Source organism: Pantoea sp. V106_11 (assembly GCF_029967885.1).
GTDB lineage: Bacteria > Pseudomonadota > Gammaproteobacteria > Enterobacterales > Enterobacteriaceae > Pantoea > Pantoea ananatis.
Map to the genome: position 1 here is coordinate 239,713 of NZ_JASCAK010000023.1, position 17,246 is coordinate 256,958.

Genomic DNA, 17,246 nt, shown 5'->3' on the forward strand with positions numbered 1-17,246 from the left:
ACTCCTGAGACTTTTTAGCGCCTCAAGAAAGGGCATGACGCGCAAACAGCGGATTGATGACGTTACCGTGCAGATACACCCGCCTTGCTGATGGCAACAATCAGCGCGGTTCCGCCGAATCCCCATCCCCAGAATGTTTTCGCAGACTTAATTTTCCTGTCACAAGCGCCTTTAGCATTGTCAGTTCCCTGTCTGAATCCGGTTATATTCGGTCAACGACAGGCTCAAACAGAAACTTTCCTGACATTCTCTTTGAAGACACGCTACCAGACCGAAAGGATGGCCGCGTGTGCGTGAGGCCCGTCAGGTACGGGGAAAGCGTGTCCGGAGAAGGATAACCGTGCAGCTTCCGGATGATGCATTTACCCGGCATCAGTCGTCGGACAAAAAAAGGCCCGTCAGCATGAACGCGACGGGCCAGCACGGAGGCGACGAGAATATTTCTGACAACAGACACATCACAGCGGAGTAACGTTGACCGGTGTTCTGTGAAAGACGTATTTCAGCTGCAGGGAGAGTTTATCGGGGCTTGCTGCCATTCTCTCTGGCCTGGTGCTCCAGGCATCTTATAAAATTCTCTATTATCTGCACAGAGTAAGTTATGGCCAGCAACTCTGCCGTGAGCCGGACATCCATACGCATCAGCGTCTCCATGACGCCGGGCTTGCTGAGGACCGGCTTCATATTTTTTACCCGGTCCATCAGATGTGTCCAGTTATTGATAAAGGTGTCCGGGTCAGCATAGGTTCCATCCCTCAGTTGCGTGTAAATCGCGTCAACATCCGCTTTCATTAGCCTGACGGCCTTAATCAGTCTTTCCTCGTAAGTGGGCTGGTTTTCATCAGACACGGAACGTTTCCACCATACCTCTCAGCGCATGCGCCTGCTCAGACAGTGACTGCGAAGCCGAGGATGACTCCTCGACCAGCGCCGCGTTGTTCTGCGTCACGCCGTCCATCTGACTCACGGCAACACTCACCTGCGAAATGCCCTGCATCTGCTCTGCGGACGCCAGGGAGATGTTATCCATCGCCTCAGCGAGCTCACCGACCAGGCCGACCACCTTCTGGATACTCTGTCCGGTCGATGAAGCTACGCCGACGCCGCTTTCAATCTGATCGACGGCCTGCTCAATCAGCGTCTTGATGTCCTTTGCGGCCGTCGCGCTGCGCTGTGCCAGCGTACGCACCTCTCCGGCTACCACGGCAAATCCGCGTCCCTCTTCACCTGCGCGGGCCGCTTCCACCGCGGCGTTCAGTGCCAGAATGTTGGTCTGGAACGCGATGCCCTCAATCACTGACGTGATGTCGCGGACTTTTGCGGCACTCGCTGAGATGTCCTGCATGGTCACTGACATGCGCTGTACGTCCGACCCTCCTGCGTGAGCCAGCTGCGCGGTCCCACGGGCGGACTCTGCTGTCTGCTGCGCACTGGCCGCGTTGCTCTTCACCGTGGCGGTCAGCTGCTCCATGCTGGCGGCCGTTTCCTGCAGCGCAGCCGCCTGCTGTTCGGTGCGGGATGACAGTTCAGTATTACCCTGCGCGATTTCGTCCGAGGCGAGGGCCACAGAGGCAGAGGTCTCTTTAATCTGCGACACCAGGCCGCGCAGGTTGGCCTGCATGCTGTCAAGCGACGCCAGCAGGCTGGTCGTGTCGTTGCGGCGAAGCACGACCGGCGATGTGAGGTCGCCGGCCGCAATGGTGGCGGCCAGTGCCTGCGCCTGGGCAGGCTCACCGCCCAGCTGGCGCATTAGTACACGGACAACCAATACACAGGCCCCGACACTGATGAAAATGGATGCACCGGCCAGAAGGATCAGGATGAGAGATGAGCGTGAAGTTGAAGTGCTGTTCTCCTTCACCTCAGCAAAGCTTGTCTTCTGCTGTATCCCTGTCACAACCTGCAAATCGCTGAGCATTTTATCCTGCACGGGCTGGACCTCTTTTGTCAGACACTCAAAGAAGTCTTTATCGCGATTGGCCAGGCCAAGCTGACTGGCCTTTGCAAAAATGGCAAAAAAAGAGGCCTCTGTATCGGTCAGTCTCTTGAAAGCGTTCCGTCCTGCCGGAAGAGAATCGATCTTCAGCAAGTCACCAAGAGCCTGGCGGTTAGCGCTATATTGCGCCTGAGTTTTCTGCATGCGCTCTGCTACGGGTTTCATTGCCACAGGATCGCTCAGCAGCCCAAGCGTTCTGACGTCTATGGACATCTCTCTCAGTTCACCGAGCATGTCCTGCGCAATTTGGTACTTTTTCATTTTGATGTTTACGATCCTGTCCATTCCTTCCCGGGCTTTATAGAGCGCATTCAGCGCAGTACCGGTGCAGATGATGAACAGGAAGATAAGCAGGCCGAAACCTGCAGCAAGGCGAGTCGATATTTTCATGTCTTTTCTCGTTATATAGGGCGTTCTGGTGTTGGTTAATCTTTGCCGGACGTCAAGAGCAGTCCGACCGAATTAATCCTAGATGGGTTTTTGCATTTAGTGCTTATTTCGCTCCAATATTACTGAGAATAATCTGAAAAAAATTGTTTCTGCGTACTTCAATTGCCTGCGCAACGGCTTTGCCTGACGTCGGAATCTGTCATCTCAGTCACGTCCTGCCCCACTGATGGGGTTGCCTTCAGAAAACCCTTATGATGAGAAATCCTTCACGCACAATAAGTTGATTGAGAGACTAAACATCCTTTTCCAACAAACATCTCTCCCCGATCGAAAAGCCGCGATTATCCGTGCCATTACTCGACTTACCTGAGTCCGTGACCAGACAATACCAGCTTGACGTGAAATGAATGCCCCTTTTTAGGAGGCGCAGGCCATCTGGGCTGATTGACAGGTGGTCAGTAAAAAGAGGCCTGTTGCATGGTCAACATGACACGTCGTCAGTATGTCAAATTGATTCCAGTGATAAATGATCGACCTGCGTCACAATTAAAGAAAGCAACTATCGTGACGATAACGTTAGGGCGTGATTTGCACGCTTTGACTACAGGGAGTCAACATGGCCGTTATCAACACAAATACGCTGTCACTGGTTACGCAGAATAACCTGACAAAGTCACAGTCTTCACTAGGCACGGCGATTGAGCGCCTGTCTTCCGGTCTGCGCATCAACAGCGCAAAAGATGATGCAGCCGGTGAGGCCATCGCTAACCGTTTCACCTCCAACATCAACGGGATGACCGTTGCCGCCCGCAATGCCAACGACGGTATTTCGCTGTCGCAGACCGCCGAGGGCGCGCTGACTGAAATTAACAATAATCTGCAGCGAGTTCGTGACCTGACCGTTCAGGCGCAGAACAGCTCTAACTCAGCCTCGGATGTCGACTCGATTCAGGCTGAAGTTAACCAGCGCATGCAGGAAATCGACCGCGTTACGAAACAGACTGATTTCAACGGTATCAAAGTGCTGAACACCGGCTCCGGCAGCACCACCTACAATTTCCAGGTGGGCGCAAAAGACGGCGAAACTATTGGTATTGCGCTGAGCTCAAGCGACGGTTTTGACCTGGCTGCAGCGGGCAACGCTTCTACAGGCACCACTCAGAATACCAGTTCTACGACAGGCCAGACGGTCAACGGCAATGCCCGCACCACGTCAGCCATCGGCTTCGACGTGCTGAAAGGGGCTGTCACCGGCGGTTCAGGCGGCACAGCGTCAGGTACCACGCCACTGGCCGACATTGATAAAGCCATCAAAGCGGTCGATAACCAGCGCAGCCTGCTGGGTGCCTCGCAAAACCGTTTCGAGTCCACCATCAGCAACCTGAACAATACCGTGACAAACCTGACCGCGGCCCGCAGCCGTATTCAGGATGCGGATTACGCGACGGAAGTGTCGAACATGTCCCGCGCGCAGATCCTGCAGCAGGCGGGCTCTTCTGTATTGGCCCAGGCCAACCAGGTGCCACAGACCATGCTGTCACTGCTCCGCTAATAAACGCTGAGGAACTGGATGCTGTCTGATGCAGTTCCTCACGATTTCGTCCCGCTCTGTAACCAGAAGCGGGCAAAACCCTGATTCTCGTCGCGGTGGAAATGTCAGGTTGAACATGGGATGTGGGGCGGAGTAGCACTCTGAACACGCCATCAAGATGCTTAAGCAGGGCTATGGACTGATTTAAGAACACCATCTTGCCAAACGCCCGTATTATCGGCTCCCGGCACGAAGCCGTTTTCTTTACTGTTTCATTTTCGAGTGTTAACCGAGGAAAGATAATGAACAATATTAAAATCGGCGTCCGTCTCGGTGCCGGATTTGGCTTTATCCTGCTTCTTCTCATCGTTATTACCCTGGCCGGTTTAATGCGTATCGACTCACTGGGCGACACCGTGGATAAACTGGCCGGCGATCGTTTTGACAAGGCTACCGCTGCCAGTAATCTTCGCTTTTACGTTACTGATATGAGTCGTATGGTTCGCAGCATCGCGCTTGTCGACGATCCGGCGCAAAAAGAAAGACTGAAACAAAATTATGAGCAGGCCCGCACCCGGCTTGAAACGGCTTTCAACAAAGTCGATCACATACTGCACGCTCCCAGAAGTCGCGAGCTGATTGACGTCATGAAAAAAGCAGGGAAACAGTATCTATCTTATTCTGAGCAGGCGGTAAAACTGGGTATGGAAGGCAAGCGGGATGAGGTGACGCAACTACTCACCGGGCCGGCTTATCAGGCTCAGGATGAATACACAACGGCCATCACGGACCTCGCCAACTTCCAGGGGGAGCAGATGAAGACCGCGGGAGCTAAAGCCGCGTCAGAGCAGCGCAACGCCGTAACGTTACTCGTTTCACTCAGCCTGGCTGCCATTGTACTGGCAGCAACGCTCGCCTGGTTTATTACCCGCAGTATCGTCAGGCCCGTCAATATCGCACTTGAAGCGGCGGTAAGGGTTGCTGAAGGTGATCTCACTGCAGAGGTGCCGGTGAGCGGACGAGACGAAACCGGGAAACTGCTTGAAGCTATTCGTGGCATGCAGCATTCCCTGGTGCAAACCGTGAGTGCCGTTCGGGCGAATGCGGAAAGCGTTGCCGCAGCAAGCCTTCAGATAGCTCAGGGAAACACCGATCTGTCACAGCGCACTGAAGAACAAGCCAGCGCGCTGGAACAGACCGCTGCCACGATGGGTGAACTGGGTGTCACGGTCAGGAATAACGCAGATAATGCCAGCCAGGCCGCCACGCTGGCCGTTACGGTACGTGAGATTGCCCGGCAGGGTAATGACATCACTTCAGATATCACCGATACCATGAAGGGCATAGGCGAAAGTTCAGGGCGCATTGCGGATATCACTTCAGTGATAGACAGCATCGCTTTCCAGACCAACATTCTGGCGCTCAATGCCGCCGTCGAAGCTGCCCGCGCGGGTGAGCAGGGTCGCGGCTTTGCCGTTGTCGCTGGTGAAGTTCGTTCACTGGCGCAGCGCAGTGCGACTGCTGCGGGTGAGATTCGTCAGCTCATTGAGGCCAACGCTCAGCGCGTCAGTGAAGGCTCAACGCTGGTAGCGCGCTCTGCTGGCACGATGTCTGCCGTTGTTTCTTCGGTGGGCCAACTCACTGACAGGGTAGAGGAAATTACCGCCGCTACTGCTGAACAGGCGCGCGGCATTGAACAGGTCAGCATAGCGGTGACAGAAATAGATGACGTCACGCAGCAGAATGCTTCACTTGTGGAAGAGTCTGCCTCTGCGGCAGCAAGCCTGCGTGAACAGGCCGATCTGCTAATGCAGTCTGTATCCGTTTTTACACTTTCAGATCATTCATCCTCCGCCGTTAAAACAGCACTTGTTGCGCCCGTAACGGTTACCGCATCCCCGACGACGCATGACAATTCCATGCGATCAAAAGAGACAACGCTGGAAGAAAACTGGACAACATTCTGAGCATGCCCCGATGTGAGGGGGTAAGCAGGCAACGCTACGTGAATTCTGCATAACCCGCAGGGGTTCTGTGCGCCAGTTTTCACGTAGCGCGCTTGGTGATCAACGGGCTTCAGGTCCAGAGGGGACGCAGGTGAGGTGCCGGTGCGTAACCGGGTACGTGTCGGGATGCCTTATTTAACATAATTAGTATTATGCGCACTTATCATGTAACGGCAAAGTTGTAATGTCCGCCTCTGGCTGTATTGAGATGTTTGCATTATCGTCCTTTTTCCAGGGTTACCTGCTGAGGACGTAACTGATGACGGCTTAGGATTCGGAGTGCTGAGAGCATGAACAGACTTTTGGCCCCCATACGTCTTGCCAGCCAACTGCTAAGCGGTATGACCAACATCAGGCCCAGGATATAGACATTACTTATCCATGCCAACTGGCTAACGGCTGGTTGGAGTACTTGCCTCCCCTGTGACATCTCTCACCCCCTGCCAAAACATTTCCGTTTAGTACTGGAAAAATACTCTCTGTATCCGGCCAGACATTGCTGATAATTTGTCCAGACTCTGGTTTAACATAGCTGACAAACGCTTAACGGACGCATCAGAAAACGAACAGCATCAACGTAAGGCTTCGTGCCACGAGGGGCCGTTTCTGACATTTCAAAAAGCGACACGACTAACAGCAAACGAATACCGCTCATCTCCCTTTTCTGGCAACCGTTTCGACGTGAAGAAAGAACGTATTACTGAAACGCGACGCTCTGCCCTTTTGCTTACTAAGTATTCATTGCCCGGATGTTCAGGCGACCGTAAAAATTAACGACACTGGCGAGTAGGGAAAAATGATGAATAAAACGATTCTGGCGCTAGCCGCCGTTGCAAGTGCTTCGGCCATTGTGCCGCTGATGGCTCAGGCATCTTACGCGTATGTGGGAACCTATAATCCCAATGGCGAAGGGGTTTATCGATTTATCCTCAATGCGCAGGGTGAACTGTCGGGAAAAACATTGGTGAGTCAACTGCCCAACCAGGCACAGATGGTGGCGTCAGCGGATGGTAAACATCTTTATGTGGCGAGTGAGACCGAGAAAGGCAGCATCACCGCTTATCAGATTGGTACGGACGGTTCGCTCACGGCATTAAATCAGGTCGACACGCAAGGCAAAGGACCGGTGTACCTGTCCCTGACACCCGATCAGCGTTACCTGATGGTCGCAAATTATGTCAGCGGCAGTATTACAGTGTTTGCGGTGACGCCAGAAGGCAAGCTGAGTGAGGCTGTCGATCATCATCAGGACAGCGGCCCGGCTGGCGCAGGCAAACCGGCCGCAGCGGTAGAAGGCAGCTTTGCCATCAGCGATCACAATGGTCCGCATGCTCATATGGTCGCCAGCGATCCCACGGGCCGGTTTGTTTACTCGACGGATTTGGGGCTGGACCGCATTTACCAATACCACCTGAATAAAGACGGTACGCTGACGCCCGGCAAACCCGCATGGATAAACGCCTCGTCTGCCGGTGCAGGTCCCCGCCATTTCGTTTTTAGCGCTGAGGGTCATGCGCTCTGGTTAGTGAATGAAGAAGCCTCCACGCTCACACATTACCTCATTAATCCGCAAAGCGGTGCTTTGCAGGAAAAGGCCACGGTTTCTACGCTGCCTTCCGGTTATAAAGGCACCAGTTTTGCAGCCGGGTTAGTCATTGATAAGGGCGGGAAAAATCTTTACGTCGCCAACCGTCTGCATGACAGCATTGCGCACTTTGAGGTCAATGCTAACGGCACACTGACGCATAAAGATGATGTGTGGACGCGCGGGGATTACCCCCGAACGCTGACATTATCCCCTGATGGCAGCATGATTTACGTGATGAATCAGCGCAGCGATAACATCACCAGCTTCAGGGTGGATAAAGCGAGTGGTGCCATCAGCTTTACCGGGAACTATGTTGCCGTAGGCGCGCCTTCACAGATGGTTATCGTTCCCTGAAACATTGATGCAGATAACATGCACGTCACGCTGTGGTGCGTGTTACCGACGCAGCGTGCAGGTGCACGAGAAGGTCAGTCTCGCGCACCTGCCCGTTCAAGATCACTAACGGGCATGATCGATAAGCACTCAGGCCCAGCGATTATCGCTGCCAGTGCCAACGCAAAATCAGGTGTTATCCTCCACAATCACCGCAACCCGCTGTCCGGCGCGCACGGCACTGCCTGGCTGTACGTTAACCTGCTGGATGATCCCATCGCAGGGTGCCAGCAACGGAATCTCCATTTTCATGGATTCCAGCACCACCAGAACATCCCCCGCCTGAACCCGACTTCCCACCGTGGTTTGCACTTGCCAAAGGTTGCCGGAAACCGGGCTTTCGACACCCTGCTCGCCCTGCTGTAGCGGTGCATCACCGCCCTCTTCTGCCACGTTCTCCTGGCTGTCGAAATGGGCCTTACCACTGGCGATCCAGCGATCGCGTTCCGCATTGAACGCCTGTTGCTGGTGGTCACGAAACGCCGCGATGCTTTGCGCCTCATGAGCGAGAAACTGCTGATAATCACTCAACCGCAGCGTACTGGGCTCAATGCGCAGCGGATAACGCCCCAGCGGGAAATCGCGGCGGATTTGCACCAGTTCCTCGGCGGATACAGGGTAGAACCGCAGTTGATCAAAGAAGCGCAGCAGCCAGGGTTTCCCCGCAAAATCAGCAACCTCTCGATAGCGATTCCACATCTGAAGCGTGCGCCCCACAAACTGATAGCCGCCAGGTCCTTCCATGCCGTAAACGCAGAGGTAAGCGCCGCCGATACCCACCGAGTTCTCTGCCGTCCAGGTGCGCGCCGGGTTGTATTTTGTGGTGACCAGGCGATGGCGCGGATCCAGCGGTGTCGCAACCGGCGCCCCCAGATAGACATCGCCCAGCCCCATAACCAGATAGCTGGCCTCAAACACCGTCTCCCAGACCGCCTGTTCGTCAGGCAGATCGTTAATGCGGCGAATGAATTCAAGGTTACTGGGGCACCACGGTGCATCAGGGCGTACCGTCGTCATGTACTTTTCAATCGCCTGGCGACAGGCGGGATCGTCCCAGGAAAGCGGCAGATGTACTACGCGAGTTGGCACCTGCAGATCATCACTCAGGCAAACCCTGAGCCACTCGCCGCGTACCCAGTCCAGCAGCGCGTCATGGGTGAGGATTTCAGGCTGAAAATGGATCTGCAACGAACGAATCCCGGGCGTGATATCAATCACCCCGTCTTTTGCATGCACTTCCAGCGCCTGCATCAGGGCATGAATGCGAAAACGCAGAACCAGATCCAGCTCCGGCTCCCCGGCTTCGAGTAGCAGATGCGTATCGCCAGAAAGTCGCGCGACCAGGCGCTTATCGGCCTCACCGCAGGTCATCACGATCGGCGAGGTCAGCGGCGCAGGTTGCCAGGCTGTCGCCTGGCCACAGAGCGTTGCCAGTTCCTGGCCTCGCGCTTTAGCCAACTGGCGCGCGGTGGTTAAATCCACCGAGGTAAAGCGCACTTTATCACCGGCTTTCAACTGCCCTAACTGCCAGAGATCGGCTTCGATGACTGTGACCGGACAAACGAATCCCCCGAGGCTGGGTCCATCCGGGCCCAGAATCACCGGCATATCGCCGGTAAAATCAACCGCACCTACCGCGTACGGATTGTCGTGAATGTTTGACGGATGCAGTCCGGCTTCGCCCCCGCTGTCTCGGCTCCAGATGGGCTTGGGCCCAATCAGGCGGACGCCCGTGCGGCTGGAGTTAAAATGCACTTCCCATTCCGTGGCAAAAAAAGTGGCGATATAGTCCGGCGCGAAGAACTCCGGCGCACCGTGTGGACCATAAATTACCCGTAGGGTGCGGATCTGCGGGAGATCCGTGCGCAATGCCTCAGGAAGTGCCGCGCCAGCTTCCGTTGCTGTCTGTGGGGCCAGGTGCAGCACATCGCCGCTACGCAGTGCGCGTCCGGCGTGGCCGCCAAACTGGCCAAGCGTAAAGGTGCTTTTACTGCCTAAATACGTTGGCACCTGAATGCCGCCGCTCAGGCAGAGATAGCTTCGCACGCCCGCCCCACTCACAGCACCCAGCTTTAACGTCGCCCCGGCGGGAATGGTAAAAACACAATCCATCGGCACGGGCTGGCCATCCAGGATAGCGCTCAGTGGTGCACCGCAGATGACGGCCTGGATGGCGGTATTGAATTTCAGAGTGGGTCCGGTGAGGGTCATTTCCAGTGCGGCTTCCCCCTCATCATTGCCCAGCAGCCGATTGCCTGAACGCAGAGCGCGGTCGTCCATCGGCCCCGATGGCGGTACGCCGACCGCCCAGTAGCCCAGACGGCCCGGATAATCCTGCACGCTGGTTTGCGTACCGGCGCCTAGCACCTCAACCGTCGCTGCCTGATAGCTCAGCTGTTCCAGACAACGGGTCCAGGGTTCTCCCTGAACAAAGGGCGCAAACGCTAAAATTTGCTGCAGATAGAGGCGGTTGGTTTCAACACCGTATAAACGCGTTTCTGCCAGCGCCTGCGCCAGTGTGGCAATGGCCTCCGGGCGGCTGGGCCGCCAGGCAATCGTTTTCGCCAGCAGCGGATCAAAAAAGGGCGGCACTTCGCAACCGGCTTCAATCCAGTGATCAATGCGCAGGCGAGCATCCTGTTGGTCGGGAAAGGCAACGTCTGTCAGCAGGCCCGGTGAAGGCTGAAACTGCCGTCCCGGATCTTCCGCATAAATGCGTGCCTGGATAGCATGGCCTTGTGGCGCAAGCCCGGCAACCAGCTCGCGCAGGGGCGGCAAGGTGTCCGCAGCCAGTTCAATCATCCATTTCACCAGGTCAACGCCCCAGACCTGTTCTGTTACGCCATGCTCGACCTGAAGGCGAGTGTTGACCTCCAGGAAGTAAAATTGTTGGTTCAGGCTGTCATAGACAAACTCCACGGTGCCCGCGCTGCGATAGTTCACTGCTTTACCCAGCGCAACTGCCGCCTCGCAGAGCGCCTGTGCCATGCCTTCAGGCAAATTGGGGGCAGGTGTTTCTTCGATGACCTTCTGGTTACGCCGCTGCACCGAGCAGTCACGCACACCCAGCGCGATAACGTCTCCTTGCCCGTCACCAAAGATTTGCACCTCAAGATGACGTGCGCGTTCGATATAGTTCTCGAGAAACACGCCGGCATCACTAAAGTTGTTCTGCCCCAGCCGCTGCACGGTATCAAACGCTTCCGTCAGTTCATGCGCATCGCGACAAACGCGCATGCCAATCCCGCCGCCACCCGCCGTACTTTTCAGCATCACCGGATAACCAACGGTCTCGGCGACGCGGCAGGCTTCGGCGGCATCGGCCAGTAATTCGCTGCCTTCCAGCAAGGGCACACCTTCAGCTTTCGCCAGAGCACGGGCCGTGTGCTTCAGACCAAAAGTCCGCAACTGCTGTGGCGTTGGGCCAACAAAAATCAGCCCTGCGGCCTCGCAGGCCTCAGCGAACCCGGCGTTTTCAGAGAGAAAACCGTAGCCCGGGTGAATCGCCTGTGCACCGCTTTGCTGCGCTGCGGCAATAATTTTTTCAGCGGCCAGATACGTTTGTGCCGCCGGGCCGTCGCCAAGGGATAACGCTTCATCGGCATCACGAATATGCAGGCTGCCCAGATCGGCCTCGGCATAGACAGCCACCCCCTTGACCTGCATGGCGCGCAGGGTTCGCAAGATGCGGCAGGCGATCGCACCGCGATTAGCAATCAGTAAGGTATCAAACATAAGCGGAACTCTCAGGAAAGCGGGTCGTCCCGCAGAAAGTCGACATGTCCCCTGGGGCCGTCCCCGGGGCTTCTCCTGTTCAGGCGTGCGTATTGTTCAGTCGCACCAGGCTCAGTTCCATACCAATACCTCGGCGGGCGTGGGATTCCAGCCGTTACAGGGGTTATTCAGCTGCGGACAGTTTGAGATTAAGACCACCGCATTACACTCGGCGCGCAGTTCAACATATTTGCCGGCGGCGGAAATACCGTCTTCAAAGGTCAGTCCACCCTGCGGCGTGACGGGAACGTTCATAAAAAAGTTGATGTTGGCGCCGATATCGCGTTTATGCAGGCGACCGTCATGCAGGCAGGCACAAAGAAAATTATCCCGGCAGCTGTGCATATAGCGCTTGTCGTGAGCATAACGTACCGTGTTACTTTCCTGCGCGCAGGCACCGCCCAACGTATCGTGGCGGCCACAGGTATCGGCGACAATGGTCAGCAGCGGATTGCCCATATTCGAGTAAAGTACGCTGCCGGTGGTCAGGTAAGCATTACCCTGACGGCGCAGCGTACGCTGGGGATCGTAACGCTCGCGCGGATTATCTGCGTTGTAGAACAGCGTATCGATCGCCTGATTCCCTTCCAGGTCGAGCAGACGCAATGTTTGCCCTTGTTTGACCTCAAACAGCCAGGGTTCGCCCGCCGGAATCACATGACGGTAAACCGCATCCTCTGGGCGGCGGTCGCTGGAAATAATCATCATCGCTGACTCCTTACAGGGCAAAAAGTTGGGTGTTCTGTATTGCGCGCTGATTTTCATCGCGGATGAACAGCGCTTCGGTGGTAGCCTGTGCGTCATCGGCCTGATACCAGCTCAGCTGGATGGGACGCGGTGCATAGTCAGGGGCAGGATCCATTGGATGGGGGAGCGCGGTCAGGACGATCAGCACGTCCATTGGGGCAAACAGCTCAACAACATCCCCTGCGCGGCTATGTTCGGTATCGAAGCGGAAGCGGCCATCTTCATCGACGGTGACTTTGCTAAAGAAGTTAACGACCATGAGCAGATCTTCAAGACCCAAATCCCATTTGCCCATCTCGACCAGCAGATTATCGACTCCATTGCGGTAAAACCCATTCCGCAGCTCCTGATAGCGCCCTGCGCCATATTTTTCGCGCGTTTCCGCCGCGTTAAGTACGCCACCAAACGGGTCGTGCCAGCCACAACTGTCCGCCACGATCCCGGCGAGTACGCGGCCCATATCGGAATAGAAACAGTGGCCGGTAGTGAGCCGGGCCGTATGCTGGCCCTTCAGCGTATCCGGTAGATTAAGGCGTTCACTTTTCTCATGCGGATTGAGCATCATCATGCTGACATTCGCGCCGCCATCAATATCGGTCAGGCGCAGGATGTGCCCTTTGCGCAGAATGAATGAGGTATGCGCCCCGCCGGGAAGCCGCTCTTCGCGCAGACTGGGGGCTGAGTGAAAACGTGCCGTCATTGCTGTCTCCTTAATGCATAAACGTTGTCTTTACTGTCTGTCATCAGCTGTGCCATTCGCGCCTCATTCAGCGGAATGTCATAGGTGATACGCGCGCCCCAGGCATGAGGGGCCTGGGGATCGTGGCGGACTTTGTCAAATACCAGTAGCCGTGTACCCAGGTTGAAGCCTTCGGTAAGATCGTGGGTGACCATAAAGACCGTCATTCGGGTTTCACTCCACAGTTGAAGCAGCAGCGCGTGCATGTCTTTGCGGATACCGGGATCCAGTGCGCCAAAGGGCTCATCCAACAACAGCACTCGCGGTTGCATGATAAAAGCCTGGGCAATTGCCAGCCTTTGCTGCATTCCGCCGGAGAGCTGTGCCGGATATTTATCCAGCGCATTTCCCAGCCCCACTTTGTCCAGCATCTGTCGTGCCTGCTGCCGGGCCGCGCGTTTTCGGGCACCGAACAGGCGACCCGACAAGGGCGAAGCAGGCAGTTCGAGCCCTATCGCGACGTTATCCAGTACATTGAGATGGGGAAACACGGAATAGCGTTGAAACACGACGCCGCGGCTGCGGTCGGGTTCTGTCGCCAGTGCCTTACCATCCAGGGTGATCTCTCCCCGGGTGGGTTTTTCCTGCCCCAGCAGCAGGCGCAAAAACGTCGACTTCCCGCAGCCCGATGCACCGACCATAGAGCAGAACTCGCCCGCCTTAACCTGCAAATTGATGCGTTCCAGCACCACGTGGTCGCCGTACTCCTGCCAGATATTGTTGATACTGATAAAACTCATTCCCGGCCTCCTTCCGCCCATGGGAAACAGGCGTTGTGCAGCTTGCGCAGGCCCAGATCCATCAGCCAGGCCAGCAGTGTGATCCAGATGACATAGGGGATAATCACATCCATCGCCATGTAGCGACGCACCAGGAAAATGCGATAGCCCAGCCCGGCGGTCGCCGAAATCGCTTCGGAGGAAATTAAAAACAGCCAGGCCGATCCCAGAAGCAGCCGTACCGAGGTGATAAGCCGTGATAACAGCTGCGGCAGCACGACCCGCAGCACGACCGTCCAGCTATTGGCTCCCAGGGTTTGCGCTTTGATTAACAGTTCCGCCGGAATTTCCCGTGCCCGCTGTTCAAGATCGCGTGCCAGCATCGGCGTAATGCCAATGACGATGAGCATGACCTTCGACAGCTCATCCAGGCCGAAAACAATAAACAGCACGGGCAGAATCGCCAGCGGCGGCACCATTGAGACAACCGTCATCAGGGGTGACAGTGCGGCGCGGGACATCGGAAAAACGCCCGCGGCAATGCCGAGGCACAGACCAATCAGCGAGGAGAGCGCCAGCCCCATGAGCAGACGGCTCAGGCTGATAAACGTATCGGCCCACAGCAGGTATTCACCACTGCGCTTATCTGGCGTGAAGGCCATCCGATCAATCGCCTCAATCATCTGCGACAGTCCGGGCAGCAGTTTGTCCTGCGGATTGGCCTCCAGCCGCACCGCTGATCCGATAAACCAGGCGGCGATGATCAGCACGAAGGGCAGCAGCATTAGCGTCAGGCGCATGCCCTGGCGGGGATAGCGGTTGATGTAGCGCATGACATGAACTCCCGTGGTCAGTGGTTACAACTTGCCCGCAGCGGCCAGCTTAAGATAGCTGTCGTCAAAGCGCAGTTTGCTGTTAGCCCTATCGCCAACGGTGACGTTGCCCGGGAATGTCATGCCGATAAAATCAGCGCTCTGTGCGCCCTGACCCAGCAGACCTTTGTCAAACGAGAAGTTCGCCACGCGTTGCATGGTCTTTGGCAGATCAGGCGAAGAAATAAAGGCCAATGTCTCAGCAGGCGTCCAGAACAGATGCGTTGTTTTAAGCTGAGCCTGATAGCCCGCGAGGTCGGTACCGGAATCTGCCGCCATTGCACTCAGCGCTTGTTTATCACCCGCCTGCATTTTTGCCATCATTTCAAACCACGCACCGGTCAGCGCTTTGCCGAGGGCGGGGTTATCTTTCAGCGTTTGGGTGTTCACGACCATCATGTCGATGAGTTCGCCGGGCACTTGGGTGGAGCTAAACACTTCGGTGGTTTGTGGCGTCTTTTTGATGACGGACAACTGCGGGTTCCAGGCTACCGCTGCCCGCACATTGCTGGTGCCAAAGGCCGAGACGATATCCGCATCGGAGGTATTAACCACTTTCACATCTTTTTCCTGCAGCCCGGCTTTTTCCAGTCCGCGAACCAGGAGATAGTGCGATACCGAGAGTTCGGGCAGATAAACCGACATACCTTTCAGATCGCTGAGTTTTTTATTCATCCCTTTTAGCACGACGCCGTCGTTGCCATCGGAATAGCTGCCGGTGATGAGTGCTGTCGAATCTACCCCACCTGCCGCCGGGATAGTCAGCGCATCCATGTTGGTCATGGTGCAGCCGTCAAACTGCCCTGCCGTGTACTGGTTGATGGATTCGATGTAGTCGTTGAGTTGAACAATATTGATTTTGATGCCGTATTTGCTGGCCCATTTATCAATAATTTTTTCATTGCTGATGGTGCCCCAGGGCATCCAGCCCGCATAGATCGTCCAGCAGATGTTGAATTCTTTTTTAACCGTGGCGAAGGAAGAAAAGCTGATCAGCAAGGTGAGTGACAGCAAAAGCGTGCGGATGAACGGCGTTGTTTTCATGGTTAACCTCTGGTTGGCACAAAAAAGGAGCAGCGCGACACCTGACGGTGCTGCTGTCTCCCGGGCTTTTGTCCCGCCGTGTAACCTCTCAGAGGTCGCCAGCTCTCGGACCAGACATTCACCTGCGTGAACCGGAACCCTAGCCAGCTATTTAATTCAGATTATGTGTTGCGCTGCTTACCGATCAGGTTTTTGCAATTGACGTGCCAGAATTAATGACGATAAAAATCAGTAATTTAGCATTATTCCTGGTGACGAAGCACCAGAATGATGAGTGACCGAGGGGCATTGCACACAATCAGTGCTGACTGGAACACGAAATATGCTGTGCAGTCCTTACATAATAAGCATAAGCGCGGTTTTCTGGGCGACGTTGCAGCGGTAGTGTCCATCCTGACGAGGCGTGACGGTATAACGCCTGACGCAATACCGCTGACGGCGCGAGGTGCTTTAATCCTGTAGATGTCGCGCGGCCAAAGGGGAGCCACTATTACGCGATAGCCATCCTTGTAGCTTAAGGGAACGTACACGCTTTTAACGGTGACCATCCGCACTTCTCGTTTGTTGACCCTCCATTACTGCTATAGATGCCCGCACGCGGGTATGGCAGTGGCGTGCTACACAGAGACTGGCTTCGCGTTCTGCCGGTTCTTTAACCCACCATAAACGTCGCGCGTTTTTTGCAGCAGGGTCATCCGGCCTGCACTACAGTTAACTGACTCAGTCACCAGCAAAAACATAACCATGTCCTCTTCCCTTCGCTCAAATCTGTTTGCCCGGTTGCGCCTGCTGATCTCTGTGGTGGCAGGTCTCGTCTGCTATGTTTTACTGCCTGAGCATCTGGGGCAAATGCAGAGACTGTTAATCAGTTGGAACGTGCTGGCATGGCTCTATCTGTGGTTTATCTGGTTTCGCATGTTGCGTACCGCGCCAGATGAGATTAAACGAATCGCCCAGATGCAGGATCAAAGTGCCGCGCTGGTGCTGGGCCTGGTCATCGTGGCCTGTATGATCAGTATGGTGGCCATCATGAGCGAGCTTCCCACGTTAAAAAGCCTGACGGGCTCGTCGCGGGCCCTGCATCTGCTTTTGACTGCCATGACGCTCATCGCCTCATGGGCCTTACTGCCCAGCGCATTTGCCATGCATTATGCCCATCAGCATTACCTGCTTCGCAGCAACAGTATCACGCCGATGATCTTTCCGGAGAAACCGACGCATCCGGGTTACTGGGATTTTCTCTACTTCTCTTTCACCATCGCGGTGGCATCCCAGACGGCGGATGTGGCGACGGGCACGACAGAAATGCGCAAGATCGCCTTGTTGCAGTCGGTTATCTCTTTTATTTTTAATCTGGCGATTCTGGGACTGTCCGTGAATGTGGCAGCCAGTTTGTTAAGTTGAGAGTTTGCCTGCGACGATAGCCAGCAGAGAAGCGCATTGACTG

General features: G+C 55.5%; 12 protein-coding genes, 1 pseudogene and 1 riboswitch. Of the genes and pseudogenes, 4 read left to right on the forward strand and 9 right to left on the reverse strand.

The window, feature by feature from the left end:
- Nucleotides 1–519 precede the first annotated feature (519 nt).
- Together QLG08_RS07100 and QLG08_RS07105 are read right to left on the reverse strand one after the other, a co-directional pair.
- Nucleotides 520–849, reverse strand: coding sequence for a hypothetical protein (locus QLG08_RS07100; RefSeq protein WP_024472083.1), 330 nt, complete (start codon nt 847–849; stop codon nt 520–522).
- Nucleotides 842–2,386: a methyl-accepting chemotaxis protein gene (locus tag QLG08_RS07105; protein ID WP_014604643.1), complete on the reverse strand. Its 1,545-nt coding sequence runs from the start codon at nt 2,384–2,386 to the stop codon at nt 842–844. The genes QLG08_RS07100 and QLG08_RS07105 overlap by 8 nt, the downstream gene beginning before the upstream one ends.
- Before the next feature lie 616 nt (nt 2,387–3,002).
- Here QLG08_RS07105 and QLG08_RS07110 point away from each other — a divergent pair.
- Complete coding sequence (locus tag QLG08_RS07110) at nt 3,003–3,938, forward strand: flagellin (RefSeq protein WP_013027894.1); 936 nt, start codon at nt 3,003–3,005, stop codon at nt 3,936–3,938.
- A 281-nt stretch (nt 3,939–4,219) separates the two neighbouring features.
- Entirely contained in the window at nt 4,220–5,884 is a 1,665-nt protein-coding gene (locus QLG08_RS07115; protein ID WP_014333172.1) for a methyl-accepting chemotaxis protein, read from the forward strand.
- A gap of 322 nt (nt 5,885–6,206) precedes the next feature.
- Here QLG08_RS07115 and QLG08_RS07120 read toward each other — a convergent pair.
- Nucleotides 6,207–6,353: pseudogene (locus tag QLG08_RS07120) on the reverse strand (hypothetical protein); the annotation flags it as partial.
- A 366-nt stretch (nt 6,354–6,719) separates the two neighbouring features.
- On the opposite strand from QLG08_RS07120, the gene QLG08_RS07125 reads away from it, so the two are divergent.
- Nucleotides 6,720–7,865: a lactonase family protein gene (locus QLG08_RS07125; RefSeq protein ID WP_272847693.1), complete on the forward strand. Its 1,146-nt coding sequence runs from the start codon at nt 6,720–6,722 to the stop codon at nt 7,863–7,865.
- A 168-nt stretch (nt 7,866–8,033) separates the two neighbouring features.
- On the opposite strand, the gene uca is transcribed toward QLG08_RS07125, so the two are convergent.
- From uca to QLG08_RS07155, 6 genes are all read right to left on the reverse strand, one after another.
- Nucleotides 8,034–11,639 (reverse strand): urea carboxylase, encoded by a 3,606-nt coding sequence (gene uca / locus QLG08_RS07130; protein WP_282472868.1) that lies wholly within the window; start codon nt 11,637–11,639, stop codon nt 8,034–8,036.
- A 111-nt stretch (nt 11,640–11,750) separates the two neighbouring features.
- Entirely contained in the window at nt 11,751–12,386 is a 636-nt protein-coding gene (locus QLG08_RS07135) for an urea amidolyase associated protein UAAP2 (protein WP_014333187.1), read from the reverse strand.
- Between the two features lie 10 nt (nt 12,387–12,396).
- Nucleotides 12,397–13,125 carry an urea amidolyase associated protein UAAP1 gene (locus QLG08_RS07140; protein ID WP_072139157.1) on the reverse strand — a complete coding sequence of 243 codons (729 nt, stop codon included), beginning with the start codon at nt 13,123–13,125 and terminating at the stop codon, nt 12,397–12,399.
- On the reverse strand, nt 13,122–13,904 hold the full coding sequence (locus tag QLG08_RS07145) for an ABC transporter ATP-binding protein (protein ID WP_014333189.1): 783 nt from the start codon (nt 13,902–13,904) through the stop codon (nt 13,122–13,124). The genes QLG08_RS07140 and QLG08_RS07145 overlap by 4 nt, the downstream gene beginning before the upstream one ends.
- Complete coding sequence (locus QLG08_RS07150; RefSeq protein ID WP_013027909.1) at nt 13,901–14,716, reverse strand: ABC transporter permease; 816 nt, start codon at nt 14,714–14,716, stop codon at nt 13,901–13,903. The genes QLG08_RS07145 and QLG08_RS07150 overlap by 4 nt, the downstream gene beginning before the upstream one ends.
- A 24-nt stretch (nt 14,717–14,740) precedes the next feature.
- Nucleotides 14,741–15,799, reverse strand: coding sequence for a putative urea ABC transporter substrate-binding protein (locus tag QLG08_RS07155; protein ID WP_014604647.1), 1,059 nt, complete (start codon nt 15,797–15,799; stop codon nt 14,741–14,743).
- 55 nt (nt 15,800–15,854) lie between these two features.
- Nucleotides 15,855–15,953, reverse strand: a riboswitch (guanidine-I (ykkC/yxkD leader).
- Between the two features lie 590 nt (nt 15,954–16,543).
- On the opposite strand from QLG08_RS07155, the gene QLG08_RS07160 reads away from it, so the two are divergent.
- Complete coding sequence (locus QLG08_RS07160) at nt 16,544–17,203, forward strand: DUF1345 domain-containing protein (protein WP_013027911.1); 660 nt, start codon at nt 16,544–16,546, stop codon at nt 17,201–17,203.
- The last annotated feature ends 43 nt before the right edge of the window (nt 17,204–17,246 follow it).